At 67.9% G+C, this 16,512-nt stretch carries 15 protein-coding genes; 4 read left to right on the forward strand and 11 right to left on the reverse strand.

Annotated features, from left to right (window positions below):
- Positions 1–14: 14 nt before the first annotated feature.
- The 4 genes from MCHUDSM44219_RS12755 to MCHUDSM44219_RS12775 form a co-directional block, all read right to left on the reverse strand.
- The gene (locus MCHUDSM44219_RS12755) at positions 15–668 is read right to left on the reverse strand and encodes a class I SAM-dependent methyltransferase (RefSeq protein ID WP_048418705.1); all 654 of its coding nucleotides are present in this window, start codon (positions 666–668) and stop codon (positions 15–17) included.
- Between the two features lie 165 nt (positions 669–833).
- Positions 834–1,643: a polysaccharide lyase family 20 protein gene (locus tag MCHUDSM44219_RS12760; protein ID WP_236695444.1), complete on the reverse strand. Its 810-nt coding sequence runs from the start codon at positions 1,641–1,643 to the stop codon at positions 834–836.
- A 181-nt stretch (positions 1,644–1,824) separates the two neighbouring features.
- Positions 1,825–4,401 carry a heparin lyase I family protein gene (locus MCHUDSM44219_RS29975; protein WP_157868763.1) on the reverse strand — a complete coding sequence of 859 codons (2,577 nt, stop codon included), beginning with the start codon at positions 4,399–4,401 and terminating at the stop codon, positions 1,825–1,827.
- Between the two features lie 488 nt (positions 4,402–4,889).
- Complete coding sequence (locus MCHUDSM44219_RS12775; RefSeq protein WP_048418597.1) at positions 4,890–5,870, reverse strand: helix-turn-helix domain-containing protein; 981 nt, start codon at positions 5,868–5,870, stop codon at positions 4,890–4,892.
- A 72-nt stretch (positions 5,871–5,942) separates the two neighbouring features.
- Here MCHUDSM44219_RS12775 and MCHUDSM44219_RS12780 point away from each other — a divergent pair, with 72 nt between their 5' ends.
- Complete coding sequence (locus tag MCHUDSM44219_RS12780; protein WP_048418598.1) at positions 5,943–6,197, forward strand: hypothetical protein; 255 nt, start codon at positions 5,943–5,945, stop codon at positions 6,195–6,197.
- Here MCHUDSM44219_RS12780 and MCHUDSM44219_RS12785 read toward each other — a convergent pair.
- Positions 6,171–6,935, reverse strand: coding sequence for an alpha/beta fold hydrolase (locus tag MCHUDSM44219_RS12785; RefSeq protein ID WP_048418599.1), 765 nt, complete (start codon positions 6,933–6,935; stop codon positions 6,171–6,173). The genes MCHUDSM44219_RS12780 and MCHUDSM44219_RS12785 overlap by 27 nt on opposite strands.
- Before the next feature lie 39 nt (positions 6,936–6,974).
- On the opposite strand from MCHUDSM44219_RS12785, the gene mhuD reads away from it, so the two are divergent.
- Positions 6,975–7,316: a mycobilin-forming heme oxygenase MhuD gene (gene mhuD / locus MCHUDSM44219_RS12790; RefSeq protein WP_048418600.1), complete on the forward strand. Its 342-nt coding sequence runs from the start codon at positions 6,975–6,977 to the stop codon at positions 7,314–7,316.
- A 22-nt stretch (positions 7,317–7,338) separates the two neighbouring features.
- Positions 7,339–8,655 carry a serine hydrolase gene (locus tag MCHUDSM44219_RS12795; RefSeq protein WP_109777746.1) on the forward strand — a complete coding sequence of 439 codons (1,317 nt, stop codon included), beginning with the start codon at positions 7,339–7,341 and terminating at the stop codon, positions 8,653–8,655.
- 1 nt (position 8,656) lies between these two features.
- On the opposite strand, the gene MCHUDSM44219_RS12800 is transcribed toward MCHUDSM44219_RS12795, so the two are convergent.
- The 6 genes from MCHUDSM44219_RS12800 to lysS form a co-directional block, all read right to left on the reverse strand.
- Complete coding sequence (locus MCHUDSM44219_RS12800) at positions 8,657–9,208, reverse strand: histidine phosphatase family protein (RefSeq protein WP_048418602.1); 552 nt, start codon at positions 9,206–9,208, stop codon at positions 8,657–8,659.
- On the reverse strand, positions 9,205–9,996 hold the full coding sequence (locus MCHUDSM44219_RS12805) for a CbtA family protein (protein WP_048418603.1): 792 nt from the start codon (positions 9,994–9,996) through the stop codon (positions 9,205–9,207). The genes MCHUDSM44219_RS12800 and MCHUDSM44219_RS12805 overlap by 4 nt, the downstream gene beginning before the upstream one ends.
- A 26-nt stretch (positions 9,997–10,022) precedes the next feature.
- Positions 10,023–10,238 (reverse strand): CbtB domain-containing protein, encoded by a 216-nt coding sequence (locus tag MCHUDSM44219_RS12810; protein WP_048418708.1) that lies wholly within the window; start codon positions 10,236–10,238, stop codon positions 10,023–10,025.
- A 184-nt stretch (positions 10,239–10,422) separates the two neighbouring features.
- Positions 10,423–12,966: an ATP-dependent protease ATP-binding subunit ClpC gene (gene clpC1, locus MCHUDSM44219_RS12815; protein ID WP_048418604.1), complete on the reverse strand. Its 2,544-nt coding sequence runs from the start codon at positions 12,964–12,966 to the stop codon at positions 10,423–10,425.
- Positions 12,967–13,242: 276 nt separating this feature from the next.
- On the reverse strand, positions 13,243–13,584 hold the full coding sequence (lsr2, locus tag MCHUDSM44219_RS12820) for a histone-like nucleoid-structuring protein Lsr2 (protein ID WP_048418605.1): 342 nt from the start codon (positions 13,582–13,584) through the stop codon (positions 13,243–13,245).
- Positions 13,585–13,699: 115 nt separating this feature from the next.
- Positions 13,700–15,202: a lysine--tRNA ligase gene (gene lysS / locus MCHUDSM44219_RS12825; protein ID WP_048418709.1), complete on the reverse strand. Its 1,503-nt coding sequence runs from the start codon at positions 15,200–15,202 to the stop codon at positions 13,700–13,702.
- Between the two features lie 62 nt (positions 15,203–15,264).
- On the opposite strand from lysS, the gene MCHUDSM44219_RS12830 reads away from it, so the two are divergent.
- Positions 15,265–16,488, forward strand: coding sequence for an alanine racemase (locus MCHUDSM44219_RS12830; RefSeq protein WP_053081244.1), 1,224 nt, complete (start codon positions 15,265–15,267; stop codon positions 16,486–16,488).
- The last annotated feature ends 24 nt before the right edge of the window (positions 16,489–16,512 follow it).

The raw sequence follows: 16,512 nt of genomic DNA on the forward strand, positions 1-16,512 counted from the left end.
ATCCTACGGCGTCGTCAGCCTCGCACGGCCACGATCGACTTGACCAGCCCTGCGAAGCGCTCGTGCCATATCGACGATGTCGGAAAGTACCGCCGCATCTGAGAAATGGAGAGCAGGTCGACCTGGTCGACAGCGTTCTCGGCGTCCTCACGGGTGTAGGTGTGCACGTTTCCGCGGTTCCAGCGCAGAGATATCTGCACGCGGGCCTCGTACGGAAGCCACTGCATGCCGGGAAACACCCAGTGCGGCTCGACCGGGAAGTACCGGTACGGCGTCTGTACCCAATATCGCTCGGCGAGAACGCCAATCGTGTCTGCGAGGCGCTGACGTTGGGGGTGGCCACCGACATGCTCGATGAGCGAGTTCGAGAACACCAGATCGAAACGCTCGTGGCGGACAGCGGCGGGCAGGTCGCACGCGTCGGCTTGGACGACGTCGACGGTCGGTTCGTCCGAGGTCAGTGGCAGGAGATTGACGATCGTGACGGCCCGGGGCCGCACGGGAGCGAGAGCCCATGACTCCGGGGTGCCGCCGAGGTCGATCACGCGCATCTCCGAGATCGCCGGAAAGCGTTGTGCGAAACACTGCCAGCGACGTGTCCTGGCGCGGCCCGCCAGCGAGTGTGCCGAATCGAAATCGGCGATGGTGTCATGCAACCAGTTCGTCACCGCTCCCCCATCCACCTCAGCGTTGCTGCGCGACGCCACCTGTCTACGGTCCCCACCTTCGTGCATGCCACGTCAGGTGCTGAGACTTCCGCCGGTCTTGACTACCTTGAGGCGACAGAGGTGTCGGTCATCCGGGGGACATCGCGAAGACGATTTCGCAGCCGATCATCGCGACAGCCCGGCCTCGGTCGCGGCGACGCGAAATCCGGCGTGATACACGATCCCGGTCGGTGCGATACCACGCTGGCGGTAGTAGCCCTCTTTGTAATAGATGCCTGACGTGCCCGGAACCATGGTCCTCACGGTGTAGGTGTTCGAGCCGTTGGTGAACATCTGCGGCACACCGTTCATCCACAGCCTGAGGTAGCCTTCGCTGTCCGACGCGGAGTACTTGATCTCCATCATGACGTCGTGCCAGATCCCTACCGCCAACGGCGTGTCGTAGATGTCCAACCTGTCGATGACGACGTTCGGCGCTGACTGCTTGTGGACGATCAGCGACCACTGTCCGTTCTTCTCGTTCACATCCCAGCCGACCGGTGGACTGCCGCCGCAGTTGCAGTGCCACTGATTGGTCACACCCCAGCCCAGCGACGCATGGTCCTGAGGGAAGCTGGGATCGAACTTGACAGAGAATGCGTACCAGCGCGTCTGACCCTCGGTACCGCCGCTCAGCGGGGTCGTACTCTGCACCTCGGAGCGATCCCCGGACGGAAAGCCGGGATAGTCACCGTCGCGAACCTCGAACCTGGCGGCTTTGCCTTTCGCCGGGTCGTCGACGACGGCAGCGGCATATGTCGGCGTGTAAGCGGCGCCCGACGAGTTGTAGAACTTGTTCTGCACGATGTCCCATTGACTGAAATCACCTGTGCTGTAGTCGCCGACGAACAGCGCAGTGTCACCGGACGCGGGCGGAGCCGCAGTGGTTGTCGGCGCGCACCCCATGCCGCAGGAGAGCACCGCAACAGCCGCCACCCGAGCGAACGTGCTCCTTGATCGACCCACTGCGCACCCCCGATTGAAAGGACGACGGCGTCCGGCGATCAGTGAGTCGAGCACTGACGGGAGCCATCAGCCCCAACGTACGCCGGTTGTGACGGGTCCGACGACGAGTCCGGTGGGACGAGGCAACCGGCAGCGGGCGGTCGACCCCGGACTAGAGTCCCAGTCCTGCCTGGGTTGAGGCCACCCGGAATCCGGCGTGATAGACGATTCCGGTGGGTGCGAGGTCCCGTTGCCGGTAGTAGCCCTCCTTGTAGTAGACACCGCCGCCACCGGGGACCAGCGTCCGCACGTGATATGTGGTCGAGCCGTTGGTGAGGGTTTGGGCGACGCCGTTCTCCCACAGCCGCACTGAACCGATGGTGTCCGAGGCCGACCAGGTGACCTCCATCGTGATGTCGTGCCACGTGCCGACGTTCAGCGGGGTCTGCCAGAGGATGACCTTCCCCAGGTACTGCGCTGGTGCGGACTGCCTCTCGGCCATCAGAGACAGATAACCGTTCTGTCCGTTGACGATGAAGGCCAGCGGCGGGCTGCCACCGGCATCACTGGCGTGCCACTGGTTCACCAGCCCCCAGCCAAGGTTGGCGTGGTTCTGCGGGAATCCGGCATCGAACTTCGTGGAAAGCGAGTACCACGATGTCTGTCCCTCGGTGGCACCGCCGCTCAGCGCGGTCGTGCTCTGCACCTCGGAGCGATCCCCCGACACGAATCCCGGATAGTCGCCCGAGCGCACTTCGAACCGCGCCACTTTGCCCTTCACCGGATCGTTGACGATCGTCGCGGGATACTGCGGTACGTAGTCCTTGCCGTAGGAGTTGAAGTACTTGTTCTGCACCACCGACCACTGGCTGAAGTTGCCGGTGCTGTAGTCGCCGACGAAGATCGGCGGTGCGACGGCCGTGTTGGCGACGGTGACGGTGACCGGCGCGGACACCGCGGTGTTGCCGCTCGTGTCGATTGCCCGTGCGGTCAACGTGTGCGTTCCGTTGCTGACCCCGGCGCTGTTCCAGGACACGCTGTACGGCGACGAATTATCCTGACTACCAATGACTTTGTTGTCGACCAGGAACTGCACCCCGGCCACCGCGACGTTGTCCGACGCGGTCGCGGTCAGGGTCACCGTCCCCGACACTGTCCCGCCGGGCACCGTCACGGACACCGTCGGCGCGAGGGAGTCGACAGCGGTGTTGCCGACGGTGAAGACGATCGGCGCCGACAGTGCGGTGTTGCCGCTGGTGTCGGTCGCCCGCGCGGTCACCGTGTGGGCGCCGTTGGCGGCCCCGGCGCTGTTCCACGACACGCTGTAGGGCGACGACGGATCTGCGGCGCCCACCGCCGCGTTGTCGACCAGGAACTGCACGCCGGCGACCCCGACGTTGTCCGTCGCCGTCGCGGTGAACGTCACCGTGCCCGAGACGGTCCCGGCCGGAACGCTCACCGATACCGTCGGCGCCGTGGTGTCGGGAACGGCAGCCGGTGCTGAGGCCGCTCTGAAGGTGGCCACCTGCATGAGCCACCTGCTGTAGCCGCGCAACGACGCCGTCGCGCTGTACCTCCCGGCGGTGCTCACCGCCTTGTCCTGGGCGATGTCGCCGTCGGGCGTGGTGATGATCCGGGAACTGAAACCGCTGCCGGCGGCGGTGAATCCCCCGGTGGTGATGCCGGCGCCGAACACGAGTTCGTTGCCCGCCGTGGTCCTCACCGTTCCGCTGCTGGCCGACCGTCCCCAGCCCTTCCCTGACGCACCCACGTCGAACGGATCGACCGGGTCGAGTCCGCGGTACTCAAGTGCACGCAGGTCCACGTACGGCGTGGCGGTGTTGAACACGACGGTCACCGTGTTCGAACCCGCGGCGGCGCTGCTGATCCCCGAGGCGTAGTAGATGGCCTGACTGATCCCCGACCCTCGCGCCGTCGGCACCGCGGCGCGGTAGGTGTTGCCGGCCGAATCGGTGACGGACCTGATCGTCGATGTCGCGTTGTTCCAGCCGATGGCAACGACATTCGTGTCACCGGCGGTCTGCGCACCCGAGTACTTCACGGCAACCGAGGTCTGCGGTGTCTGCGGCGTCGCCGCAGCGACCTGTACGAAGGTCGGTGTCACGGCGACCGTCGCCAGCGCTGTCGGCGCGGTGGAGGTCGTCGACCGGAGCGCGGCGGTCGGCTCCGCCTGGCCGGACACCCGGCTCGTCCAGGCCACCAGAAGGGACAGCAGGGCGGTCTGCGCGGGCGTCGCCGGCTGCGGACGTGCCGACAGGTCACGGGTGAGCGTCTCGAGCACCCTCACCACCCGCGGCCGGGCGGGGACGGATTGGCTCGCCGGCGTCACCACAGACGTATCGGGCGCCGGCGCTGCACTGGCGGCCAGCCGTCGCGGCACTCGCGTCGCGCGCACGGTGTCACTGACCGCCTCCCCGGTGGCGGAATCTGCCGCGCCCGCGGTGTCGTCATCCCGGCGCAATCGGTGTCCGGCGCGGGCAGTCCTGTCCGCGACGCCGGGCCCGGCCGCGCTGCGGAACCGCTTCTTCCCCGTGGTCGGCGATTCGGCGTCGTCGCCCTTGGCAGCGGCTCGCCGTTCGGCGCGGGTCACCGAGGGTCCTGCGCCGGCTGCCGCGCCACCGTCGGCCGACGATTGCGCGGCGGGTGAACCGGTGCTGTCCGCAAACGCGACACCCGCACCGCCGAGAAGTGCGCTACCGATGCCCAGCGCCACGGCGAGCGCGCCCACTCGGCCGACATGACGGGCTGATCCATGAGAAATGCAGATCGCATACGAGGGGTTTGCTGTGTTCATAGTCGAACTCCAACGGGATTAAGGCAACCGGGGCGCGCCGACGCACAGCGCGTTAGCTCACTTCGAATCGCCAGGGGGCAATCATCACATGTACCAGTTGTTTAACCTCGGCAGCACTCTCTCACAGAGCATGCAATCCGATAGCCAATCACTGTCTGTTCATTGCGATTGCAATCGATATCGTTTGCTGAATGTCCGATACCTGGTTTGCGGGCAATCGGCCAACGGATAACTGTATTTCGCCGCATGGATAGGTCAGGACGCATTTGCACTGGCCGGCGCCCTCTTCGCCGCTCTCCCACCCGGGCGGCGCGCTCGCCCACATAACGTCAGTTACGTCGCGGATTACCCGCCGAAGTCAAGTGATCAGCAAAAATTACCGTTGGCGGCAATTGTCGCTCCCAACCGGGCCGAGCCGGCTTCTACGCTGTCGCGGCGCACTCGGATTCGGCTGCGGCAGAAGCGAATCGGCGCCGGTAATCCGAGGGGGTGACGCCGATGATCCGGCGGAAGTGGTGCCGCAGCAGCGTGGCGTTACCGAAGCCCGACTGGTCGGCGATGCCGTCGATGTCCATCGTGGTCTCCTCGAGCAACCGGCGGGCGAAGAGCACGCGCTGATCGGTGACCCACTGCATCGGCGTGCGGCCGGTCTCCTCGACGAAGCGGCGCGCGAACGTGCGGCCCGACATGTGCGCCCGGCGCGCCAGCGACGTGACGGTGTGCGGCTTGTCCAGGTTGGCCAGGATCCAGTCCAGGTGCGGGGCGAAACGCTCCGAACATCGCACCGGGATCGGCTGGTCGATGTACTGGCGCTGCCCGCCGTCACGCTGCGGTGGCACCACCATGCGACGAGCGATCTTGTTGGTGATCTCGCTGCCCATCTCGCGGCGCACCAAGTGCAGGCACGCGTCGATGCCCGCTGCGGTCCCCGCGCTGGTGATCAGGTTGCCGTCGTCGACGAACAGCACGTTGCGGTCCACCTTGGCGGTCGGATACATGCGCGCGAGTTCGTCGGCGTGCATCCAGTGGGTGGTGCACGGCCGTCCGTCGAGCAGGCCGGCCGCGCCCGCGACGAACGCACCCGAGCACACCGTCAGGATGATCGACCCGGAGTCGGCGGCCCGGCGAATCGCTTCGAGCGCCTCGGGCAGATACTCCGAACCGCCGATCGCCGGAATGGCGACCAGGTCGGCGCCCACGAGATCGTCGAGGCCGTGATCGGGGATGATCGTCGCGCCGACCGAGGTGCGCAGCGGCTTACCCGGCTCAGGTCCGCAGACCTTGAAGTCGAAGTTGGGAACGCCGTCGGCGGAGCGGTCGATGCCGAACACCTCGCAGATCACGCCGAACTCGAACACTGCCAATCCATCGAGGACCAACGCCGACACCGTGCGGATCGTCATGGCAGCATCTTATCCACGGATGTCGCTTCTGCCACTGTTGGCACGATATTTCGTTGGCGCACGATTACTGCCATGAGCATTGCACTGACCTTCCTGATCCTGTCCCTCCCGTTCGCCCTCGCAGCCGCGCTGACATGGGCGGCTCACCGCTCCGGCGTGCTGCGGCTGCACCGCGAGCAGTTCCGCTTCGCCGCGCCGCTGGCGGGCCGCCTCTTCGAGGACGACCGTGACCTCTCCCGCGTCGCGCACGATGTGGACGCCATCCGGACCCGCTTCGAACGTCAGCCGTCCTGGCCGCGCTCAAGCGCCACGGGTGAACGTCGTTAGAAACGTCTCGACGGCGTCCCGATATTTCCCCGGGGCGTCGTCGTGCACGAGATGACCGGCCCCGGGCACCTGCACGTAGGTGGTGCGCCTGCCCACCCGCGCCATCTCGGCCATCTGGCCCGGCGGCGTCACCGAGTTGCCTGCCTCGATCAGCAGCGTCGGCACGTCGACGGCCCGCCACTGCTCCCAGTAGTCGCGGGTGCCCCATTCCGCCGCGATCTCGATCCACCGGCGGGGGTGCCCGTGCAGCCGCCACCCCGTCGCCGTGCGGTCGAACGCCTCCAGGAAGTACCGCCCCGCGACCGGGCCGAACTCCGCATAGACCTGCTCCTCGGCGCCGAACTCGACCGGCAGCGCGTGCACCCACGGCTCCCACGGCCCCGTCGTCCGGCCGCGGAAATCCGGCGCCATGTCCTCGACGACCACCGCCTCGACCAGTTCCGGCCGGGCCGCGGCCAGACACCACGAGTGCAGGCCGCCCATCGAGTGGCCGATCATGATCGCCGGCTCCCCCAGCGACCCGACGGCGTCGGCGAGATCGGCGACGAAACGTTCGGTCGAGACCGGGTGGTCGTCGGGGACCTCGCGACCGCGGTGCCACGGAGCGTCGTAGGTGTGGACCCGGCCCCAGCGGGTCAGCCACGGCAGTTGCCGCGACCACGTGGAGCCCCGGCCCATCAGCCCGTGCACCAGCACCAGCGGGCGGCCACTGCCGCCCACGGCGGTGAGCAGGTCCATGGGGTCATCATGCCGGGGCCACGCGGTAGCCTGAACGCCATGTCCGAGCAGAACGCCAAGCCGACACCGGTGGTGAAGATCAACGCGATCGAGGTCCCGCCCGGCGCCGGCCCGGAACTGGAGAAGCGGTTCGCCCACCGCGCCCACGCCGTCGACAACCAAGCCGGTTTCCTCGGCTTCCAGCTGCTGCGCCCGATAAAGGGCGAGGACCGGTACTTCGTCGTCACGCAGTGGGAGTCCGAAGAGGCGTTCCAGGCATGGGCCAGCGGACCGGCCATCGAGGCGCACGCCGGTGAGCGTGCCAACCCGGTCGCCAAGGGCGCGTCGCTGCTCGAGTTCGAGGTTGTGCTCGACGTTGCAGGAACCCGCACCGACGCGTAGGGCCGCCGGGGCTCGACGCCGAGTGACCGCCTGCGCGGTCGCGCTGCTGTCCGTCGCAGCCCTGGCGTGCGGCTGCACCGGTACCCGACCCGCCCCGGCCGACGCCGCCTACGGCGTCCCCATCCAGATCAACACCCCGCAGGGTCTGCGCGCCAAGCAGACGATGGACATGCTCAACAGCGACTGGCCCATCGGGGAGAACGGCGTGCGCACCCTGGCGGCGCCGCAGGTCCTCGAGGCCGTCGGCGTGACGATGGACCGGATGTGGTGGGACCGGCCGTTCACCGTGACCAAGGTCGACGTCGGCGCCGGCAGCGCCACCCTGCACGTGCTCACGTCCTACGGGGTGGCTCAGACGATCGAACTGCGCACCGACGACGCCGGCATGGTCGACCGGTTCTCGGCCGAGCTCGTGCCGCCGCGGATCACGTCGTGGCCCGACGTCGACAGGGAGCTGACGAAGTCGGGCGCGAAGTACTCCTACCAGGTGGCCAAGGTGACCGACGGACGGTGCACGAAGGTGGCGGGCACCAACACCGAGATGTCGCTGCCGCTGGCGTCGATCTTCAAGCTGTACGTGCTCTACGCCCTGTCCGACGCGGTCAAGGCCCACACGGTCGCATGGACCGACCCCCTGACCATCACGACCGAGGCCAAGGCCGTCGGTTCCTCGGGCTTCGACAAGCTGCCGCCGGGCGCGACGGTGACGGTGCGCGACGCCGCGCAACAGATGATCTCCGCGAGCGACAACATGGCCACCGACCTGCTCATCGAGCGGATGGGCCCCCGCGCCATCGAACGCGCCCTGGTGGCCGCGGGCCATCACGACCCGGCGAGCATGACGCCGTTCCCGACCATGCACGAGCTGTTCTCGGTGGGCTGGGGCGAACCCAACCTCCGCGAACAGTGGAAGCAGGCCACCCCCGCCGGCCGTGCGCAACTGCTGCAGCAGACCAACGCGCGACCCTACGAGCCGGATCCGCAGCGCACCCACATGCCGGCCTCCGACATCGGCGCCGAGTGGTACGCCAGCGCCGCCGACATCTGCCGACTGCACGCCGCGCTGCAGCGCAACGCGACCGGCGAGGCCGCACCGGTGCACGACATCCTGTCCGTCGTGCCCGGGATCGACCTGGACCGCACGCTGTGGCCCTACATCGGGGCCAAGGCCGGCAACCTGCCCGGCGATCTGACGTTCAGCTGGTACGCCGAGGACCGCACCGGTCAGGGCTGGGTGGTCAGCATGCAGACCAACTGGTCGCAGTACCGCAGCCCGACCGCGGCGTCCTGGCTGCTGTCGATCGCCCGGCAGATGTTCGGCATGGTGGCGCCGCGGTAGCTCAGGGCTGCGCGTGCAGGGTCCAGGCGTGCCCGCGAAAGTGCATCACGGTCGCGCTCACCGGTGCGATGTCGATGCGCCAGAACGACTTCGGCGGCGCATCGAGCACGACCAGCATCGCGGCGCGGATCACCGCCGGATGGGTGACGGCGAGAACCCGGATCCGCTCGGCGGTCAGCGCTTCCATCCACCCGCGGACCCGCTCGATGAGGTCGATGACGGTCTCGCCGCCGTGCGGCGCCTGCGCCGGGTCGGTCAGCCAGATCGCCAGTTCGGCGGGCGGCACCCGGCCCAGCACCTCGCCGCGCCACCGTCCGCAGTCCAGGTCGGCGAGCCGGGGTTCGATCTGCGGGTGCGCGCCGAGCAGGTCGGCGGTCTGGATGGTCCGCGCCTCCGGACCGCAGTAGACGCGGTCGGCGCCGCGCAGGTCGATCCCCGCACCGGCCTGCCTGCGCCCCAGTGCGTTGAGCGGTTCGTCGGTGGGAAATCGTCCGGCCGCCATCGCGTCGGTCATGCCGTGCGACACGAAGGTCAGCCGGACGACCTCGCTCACGATGACCAGACGTCCTGCTTTCGCTCCCCGAGCAGACGCGACACCAGCGCGGCGAAGACCAGTCCGATCGTCGCGTAGACGACCACCTGCGTGCCGAGCGAGGCGAGCCGGAACTCGTAGAGCACGTCGGCGGGGAAACCGCCGTACAGGATCGTGCCCGCGTCGTCGACCAGCGGACCCGGCGTCTCGTCCACCGTCGGCAACGCCAGCATCACGGCGGCGACCGCGACGACGTACGCGCCGGCGGCCGCCAGCGTGGCGTTCCACCCGCCGAGCCGCCCCGCCAGCCGCCGCCCGAGGATCACCGCGCCCACCAGCAGCGCGGCCGAGACCACCACCATCAGCAGGTAGAGAAGTGTGCGCTGGCGGATCGTCTCGTCGAGGCTGAGCGCAGGCGGGCTGGCCGGGTACTTCAGGAACGGCACGACGTACAGGCTGAGCAGCATGCCGCCCGCGACGTAGACCGCCAACAGGCGCGCGGAGACGTCGCCCACCCGGCCGTAGGCCACCGCGAAGACGACGGCGAACAGTGCGCCGATCGCGACGCTGAACAGCAACACACCCAGACCCATCCCGATGTTGGCCTGGATGGCGCGGCTGAAGCCGCCACCCGCCTCGCCGTGGCTGTGTCCGCCGTGTTCCATCGCCTCGTGGGCGGCGCCCACGCCGTCCTCATAGGCGATGGCCTTGTCGATCTGCGGCTCGACGAACAGCCGCGCGAAAAGAAACGCCAGCACACCGGCGACGGCGCCGGCCAGCAGGCCGCGCCCGATGATCTGCTTCTCCATGTTCGGTTGTCCCCTGGGTCGCCGGGTCAGTGGCAGGGGAAGCCGAGCAGGTGCCGCCCGTCGTGCAGGAACTCGTGAATGGCGGTGTTGGCGCCGAACACCGAGGTGGCGCCCTGGTCGAGGCCGACGAAGTACAGCGTCAGCAGCGCGAAGAACGCCGTCAGCGACAGCCAGAGCACCGCCTTGGTGGCGGAGAAGTCGATGGCCTTCGCGCGTGTGGTGGGGGCGTGAGGAGCGGTCATGGTGAGTCCTTTCCGGGATTTCGCGTCCCAGTCGGCGGGTGCCGACGGCATCGGGTCTGACTGTTCACAGTGGCGCGACCGTTCTGGAGTCTCACCAGATTCCGATTTCCGTCGATGACAAGCAGGATCGTATGACAAACGGGCGGCCACTGGTGAAGTGACCGCCCGTTTGCGTGATCGTGCGTTACTCGGCGACGCTCGGCGCGCCCGCCGCTCCCGCCTGGGCCAGATCCGGCTCCGGCGTCTCGGCGCGCTTCGGCCCACCAAGGAAGGTGAACACCGCGTCCTCGCCGGGACCCTCGCCGTCCCAGTTGTCGACGTCGACGGTGACGTTCTGGCCGGGTCCGACCTCCTCGAAGAGGATCTTCTCCGACAGCTGGTCCTCGATCTCGCGCTGGATGGTGCGCCGCAGCGGACGGGCACCGAGCACCGGGTCGAAGCCGCGCTTGGCCAGCAGAGCCTTGGCCCGATCCGTCAGCTCCATGGTCATGTCCTTGGCCCGCAACTGATTGCCGACCCGGCCGATCATCAGGTCGACCATCTTGATGATCTCGTCCTGCGTCAGCTGGTGGAACACGATGATGTCGTCGATACGGTTCAGGAACTCCGGCCGGAAGTGCTTCTTCAGCTCGTCGTTGACCTTCTGCTTCATCCGCTCGTAGTTGTTCTCGCCACCACCCTGGGTGAAGCCGAGGCCCACCGCCTTGGAGATGTCGGACGTCCCGAGGTTCGAGGTGAAGATCAGCACGGTGTTCTTGAAGTCGACCGTGCGGCCCTGACCGTCGGTGAGACGGCCGTCCTCCAGCACCTGCAGGAGGCTGTTGTAGATCTCCTGGTGGGCCTTCTCGATCTCGTCGAACAGCACGACGCTGAACGGCTTGCGGCGCACCTTCTCGGTGAGCTGGCCGCCCTCCTCGTAGCCGACGTACCCCGGAGGGGCACCGAACAGGCGCGAGGCGGTGAAGCGGTCGTGGAACTCGCCCATGTCGATCTGGATGAGCGCGTCGTCGTCGCCGAACAGGAAGTTGGCCAGCGCCTTGGACAGCTCGGTCTTACCGACACCGGACGGGCCGGCGAAGATGAACGAGCCCGACGGACGCTTGGGGTCCTTCAGACCGGCACGCGTACGACGGATCGCCTTGGAGACCGCCTTGACGGCGTCCTCCTGGCCGATGATCCGCTTGTGCAGCTCGTCCTCCATGCGGAGCAGCCGGGTGGTCTCCTCCTCGGTGAGCTTGAACACCGGGATACCGGTCCAGTTGCCCAGCACCTCGGCGATCTGCTCGTCGTCGACCTCGGCGACCACGTCGAGATCGCCTGAGCGCCACTGCTTCTCACGCTCGGCCCGCTGCGCGACGAGCTGCTTCTCCTTGTCGCGCAGGTTCGCGGCCTTCTCGAAGTCCTGCGCGTCGATCGCGGACTCCTTCTCCCGGCGCGCGTCGGCGATCTTCTCGTCGAACTCGCGCAGGTCCGGCGGCGCGGTCATCCGGCGGATCCGCATCCGCGCACCGGCCTCGTCGATCAGGTCGATCGCCTTGTCGGGCAGGAAACGGTCGTTGATGTAGCGGTCGGCCAGGGTCGCGGCCGCCGCGATCGCACCGTCGGTGATCGAGACGCGGTGGTGTGCCTCGTACCGGTCGCGCAGCCCCTTGAGGATCTCGATGGTGTGCGCCACCGTCGGCTCGCCGACCTGCACCGGCTGGAACCGGCGCTCGAGCGCGGCGTCCTTCTCGATGTACTTGCGGTACTCGTCGAGGGTGGTCGCGCCGATGGTCTGCAGCTCACCGCGGGCCAGCTTCGGCTTGAGGATGCTCGCGGCGTCGATCGCGCCCTCGGCGGCACCGGCACCGACGAGCGTGTGCAGCTCGTCGATGAACAGGATGATGTCGCCGCGGGTGTTGATCTCCTTGAGGACCTTCTTCAGGCGCTCCTCGAAGTCACCGCGGTAGCGGCTGCCTGCGACCAGCGAACCCAGGTCCAGGGTGTAGAGCTGCTTGTCCTTGAGCGTCTCGGGAACGTCGCCGTGCACGATCGCCTGCGCGAGCCCCTCCACGACGGCGGTCTTACCGACGCCGGGCTCACCGATCAGCACCGGGTTGTTCTTGGTGCGGCGGCTCAGCACCTGCATGACCCGCTCGATTTCCTTCTCGCGGCCGATGACCGGGTCGAGCTTGCCCTCCATCGCGGCGGCGGTCAGATTGCGGCCGAACTGGTCGAGCACCAGCGACGTCGACGGGTTGCCCGCCTCGCCGCCGCGCCCGCCGGTGCCGGCTTCGGCGGTCTCCTTGCCCTGGTATCCGCTCAGCAGCTGGATGACCTGCTGGCGCACCCGGGTCAGTTCCGCGCCGAGCTTGACCAGCACCTGGGCGGCCACGCCCTCGCCTTCGCGGATCAGGCCCAGCAGGATGTGCTCGGTGCCGATGTAGTTGTGGCCGAGCTGCAGCGCCTCGCGCAGGCTCAGCTCCAGCACCTTCTTCGCACGCGGGGTGAAGGGGATGTGCCCGGACGGCGCCTGCTGGCCCTGACCGATGATCTCCTCGACCTGGCTGCGCACACCCTCCAGGGAGATGCCCAGCGATTCGAGTGACTTGGCGGCCACTCCCTCACCCTCGTGAATGAGTCCCAGCAGGATGTGCTCGGTGCCGATGTAGTTGTGATTGAGCATCCGGGCCTCTTCTTGAGCCAGGACGACAACCCGACGTGCACGGTCGGTGAATCTTTCGAACATCCGTGGTTACCTGCTCTCCATCGCATAGGTAGGCACACGCACGAGAAAGTGCTCTGCACCTGCCGTCCACTGTAATGGGCGGCGGCCCCGGGTGCCCCGCCTGTCGCCCCGGTTCACCGCCGGCTGAAACCGGCGATGGCAACGGGAGCGGATGCGGTGACCACCCGGCACTGCCCAGACCAACGCGTCGGGCCCGGATTTCGTTTCGTCCCGAGCGCCCGGGTGGGTTCGCCGCGAGCGAACGATCACCCCGGAAAGTGTGCTGGCAACGAGGCCCTACGTTGCCTCGTGGAACGCGTCGATGACATCAGCGGGGATTCTGCCGCGAGTGGAGACGTTGTGACCGTTGCGGCGCGCCCACTCCCTGATTGCCGCGCTCTGCTCGCGGTCGATGGCGGCGCGACCCCGGCCGGTACCGACGGCGCGGCCGCGGCGACGGCCACCGACCCGGCGGCCCGCCTCGACCCACTGCTTGAGATCGTTGCGGAGTTTGGCGGCGTTCTTGGCGGACAGGTCGATCTCGTAACTCACTCCGTCGAGACCGAATTCGACGGTCTCGTCGGCGGCGCCTTCACCGTCGAAATCGTCGACGAGGGTGACGGTGACTTTCTTGGCCATGGCCAGTGCCCTTCTGTACGCGCTGCGCGACACAAATGCTCGCTAGGCTCCCAATCCCCGGCACCAATCTGCCATAAATGGGGTTGCCATTCAACAACGCGACAATCGCGGCGGTTCAGTAGCCGTGCCGACGAACAATCGGGAACAAAACCGTCTCCCTAATGGACAGCCCTGTCAACGCCATGAGCAGGCGGTCGATGCCCATTCCGGTACCCGTTGTCGGGGGCATGCCGTACTCGAGCGCGGACAGAAAATCCTCGTCGAGCGCCATTGCTTCGTCATCGCCCGCGGCCGCGGCGCGCGCTTGGGCTTCGAACCTTTCCCGCTGGATCACCGGATCGATCAGTTCGGAATAGCCGGTCGCGAGTTCGATGTGACGAATGTAGAGATCCCATTTTTCGGTGACGCCGTCGATACTGCGATGCTCGCGGGTCAGCGGTGTGGTCTCCACCGGGAAGTCGCGGACGAATGTCGGCGCCCACAAAGTGTCGCCGACCGCGTGCTCCCACAGTTCCTCCACCAATTTCCCGTGCCCATATCCGCGATCACGGGGAATCTCGACACCGAGTCGGTCGGCGATCTGCCAGAGCCGTTCGGCGGAAGTCTGCGGCGTGATCTCCTCCCCGAGCGCTTCGGACAAAGACGGATACATTCCGACGCTGTCCCATTCGCCGTCGAGGTCGTAGACACTTCCGTCGGGCAAAGTCACCTGGCGCGTGCCGATCGCCTCGTCGGCGACCTCCTGGATGAGTTCTCGCGTCACCTTCGCGGAATCGTCGTATGTACCGTAGGCCTGATAAGTCTCCAGCATCGCGAATTCGGGGGAATGGGTGGAATCGGCGCCTTCGTTTCGGAACACCCGATTCAACTCGAAAACCCGGTCGAAACCGCCGACGACGCAACGCTTGAGAAAAAGTTCCGGGGCAATGCGCAGATAAAGATCCGCGTCGAGCGCATTGGAGTGGGTGACGAAGGGACGCGCCGCCGCGCCGCCGGCCAGCGTCTGCAGCATGGGGGTCTCGACCTCGAGGAAGCCCCGCCGCTCCAGCGCCGAGCGCACGGCCCGCACCACCGCGATGCGCTGGCGGGCGATGGTGCGCGCCTCGGGGCGCACGATGAGATCCACGTAGCGCTGCCGCACCCGTGCCTCTTCGCTCATCTCCTTGTGCGCCACCGGCAGCGGCCGCAACGACTTGGACGCGATTTGCCAGGAGTCGGCCAGCACAGACAATTCGCCGCGCCGCGAACTGATGACCTCCCCGTGCACGAACACGATGTCGCCGAGATCGACGTCGGCCTTCCACGCGTCGAGTGATTCCTGGCCGACGCGGTCCAGGCTGATCATCGCCTGCAGCTGGGTGCCGTCGCCCTCCTGCAGCGTCGCGAAGCAGAGCTTGCCGGAGTTACGGGCGAAGATGACCCGGCCCGACACCCCAACCAGCGTGCCGGTCGTCTCGTCGGCGGCGAGCGCGGGGAACGCCTGGCGCACCTCGGCGAGGGTGTGGGTGCGCGCCACCTCGACGGGATAGGGCTCGCGACCCTCGTCGAGCAACTTCTGGCGCTTCGCCTGACGGATCCGGAACTGCTCGGGGAGGTCGTCGGGGATGTCCCCGGGGATGTCACTGGCCAGATCTGCGTTGCCGGATTCGTCGGTCACGACGTGCCAGCTTAAATGAACGGGTGACCGTGCCCGCAGCTGCCGACGAGCCGCTGGACTGGCGCTTCAAGGGCGTCCCGGTGCAGTGGTGGGGTCGCACGGCCGCCGAGATCGTCGCCGAGGGACCCCGGTGGTCCGACGACGACGCCCCCGGTCCGGTCTGCGTGCTGCGCGCCGAGGCGCTGACGCACAACCTGGAGACGATGGCGGCGTGGTGCCGGCAGCGCGGTGTGGAGTTGGCTCCCCACGGCAAGACGCACATGGCGCCGCAGCTGGCCGCGCGCCAGCTCGCGGCCGGAGCGTGTGCGATCACCGTGGCCACCGTGGCGCAGGCCGCGGTCTACCGCGCCTTCGGGGTGACGTCACTGGTCTTGGCGGGCGAACTCGTGGACCGCGCCGGGCTGGCCTGGGTGGGCGCCGAGCTCGACGCCGACCCGCAGCTGACGTTCACGTGCTGGGTGGACTCGGTGCGCGGCGTGGAGCTGATGACGGCGGGGCTGGCCGGCTCGAGCCGCCCGGTCGACGTGTGCGTCGAGGTGGGGATTCCCGGCGGCCGAAGCGGCTGCCGGGATCGCGCCGAGATCGACGCCGTCGCCCGTGCTGTCGCGGCCTCCCCGCGGCTGCGGCTGGCGGGCGTCGCCGGATACGAGGCGGCCGTCGGACAGAAGCTGACGCCGCAGGAGCAGGACGTGGTGGCCGAGCACCTGCGACTGCTGCGCGCGACGGCGATCGGGCTGGCGCCGCTGGTGCAGACCGAGTCGATGATGGTCAGCGCGGGCGGGAGCACATACTTCGACGCCGTCGCCGACGCGCTGACCGGGTGGCCCGGCGAGGTCCCGGTGCGCACGGTGCTGCGCAGTGGGTGCTACCTGACCCACGATCACGGGATCTATCAGCGGACGTCGCCGCTGACCCGGGACGGCGGCGACGCGCTGCGGCCGGCGTTCGAGGTACGCGCGGCGGTGGTGTCCCGGCCGGAACCGGAGCTGGCCGTGGTCGCGATGGGCCGGCGTGACGTCGGATTCGACCAGGGCCTGCCGATGCCGCTCGATCTGCCCGGCAGCGCGTTGACCACGCTGTACGACCAGCACGCCAATCTGCGGCTCGGCGGCGCCGACAGCGCCGACGTCGGGCAGTGGCTGCGGTTCGGGATCTCGCACCCCTGCACCGTGTTCGACAAGTGGCGGCTGATCCCCGTGCTCGACGCCGGGGACCGGGTGGTCGACCTGATCCGGACGTACTTTTAGCGCGGCCCTGACAAGCAGGCCGCT

It is taken from the genome of Mycolicibacterium chubuense (genome assembly GCF_001044255.1).
In the GTDB taxonomy this organism is placed as follows: Bacteria; Actinomycetota; Actinomycetes; order Mycobacteriales; family Mycobacteriaceae; genus Mycobacterium; species Mycobacterium chubuense.

Bases quoted from the DNA above. Each gene is read 5' to 3' on its own strand.
- MCHUDSM44219_RS12775 (WP_048418597.1), bottom strand. From the start codon at position 5,870: ATGACGATCCGCACGGTGTCGGCGTTGGTCCTCGATGGATTGGCAGTG.
- MCHUDSM44219_RS12780 (WP_048418598.1), top strand. From the start codon at position 5,943: ATGAGCATTGCACTGACCTTCCTGATCCTGTCCCTCCCGTTCGCCCTC.
- MCHUDSM44219_RS12785 (WP_048418599.1), bottom strand. From the start codon at position 6,935: ATGGACCTGCTCACCGCCGTGGGCGGCAGTGGCCGCCCGCTGGTGCTG.
- mhuD (WP_048418600.1), top strand. From the start codon at position 6,975: ATGTCCGAGCAGAACGCCAAGCCGACACCGGTGGTGAAGATCAACGCG.
- MCHUDSM44219_RS12805 (WP_048418603.1), bottom strand. From the start codon at position 9,996: ATGGAGAAGCAGATCATCGGGCGCGGCCTGCTGGCCGGCGCCGTCGCC.
- MCHUDSM44219_RS12810 (WP_048418708.1), bottom strand. From the start codon at position 10,238: ATGACCGCTCCTCACGCCCCCACCACACGCGCGAAGGCCATCGACTTC.
- clpC1 (WP_048418604.1), bottom strand. From the start codon at position 12,966: ATGTTCGAAAGATTCACCGACCGTGCACGTCGGGTTGTCGTCCTGGCT.
- lsr2 (WP_048418605.1), bottom strand. From the start codon at position 13,584: ATGGCCAAGAAAGTCACCGTCACCCTCGTCGACGATTTCGACGGTGAA.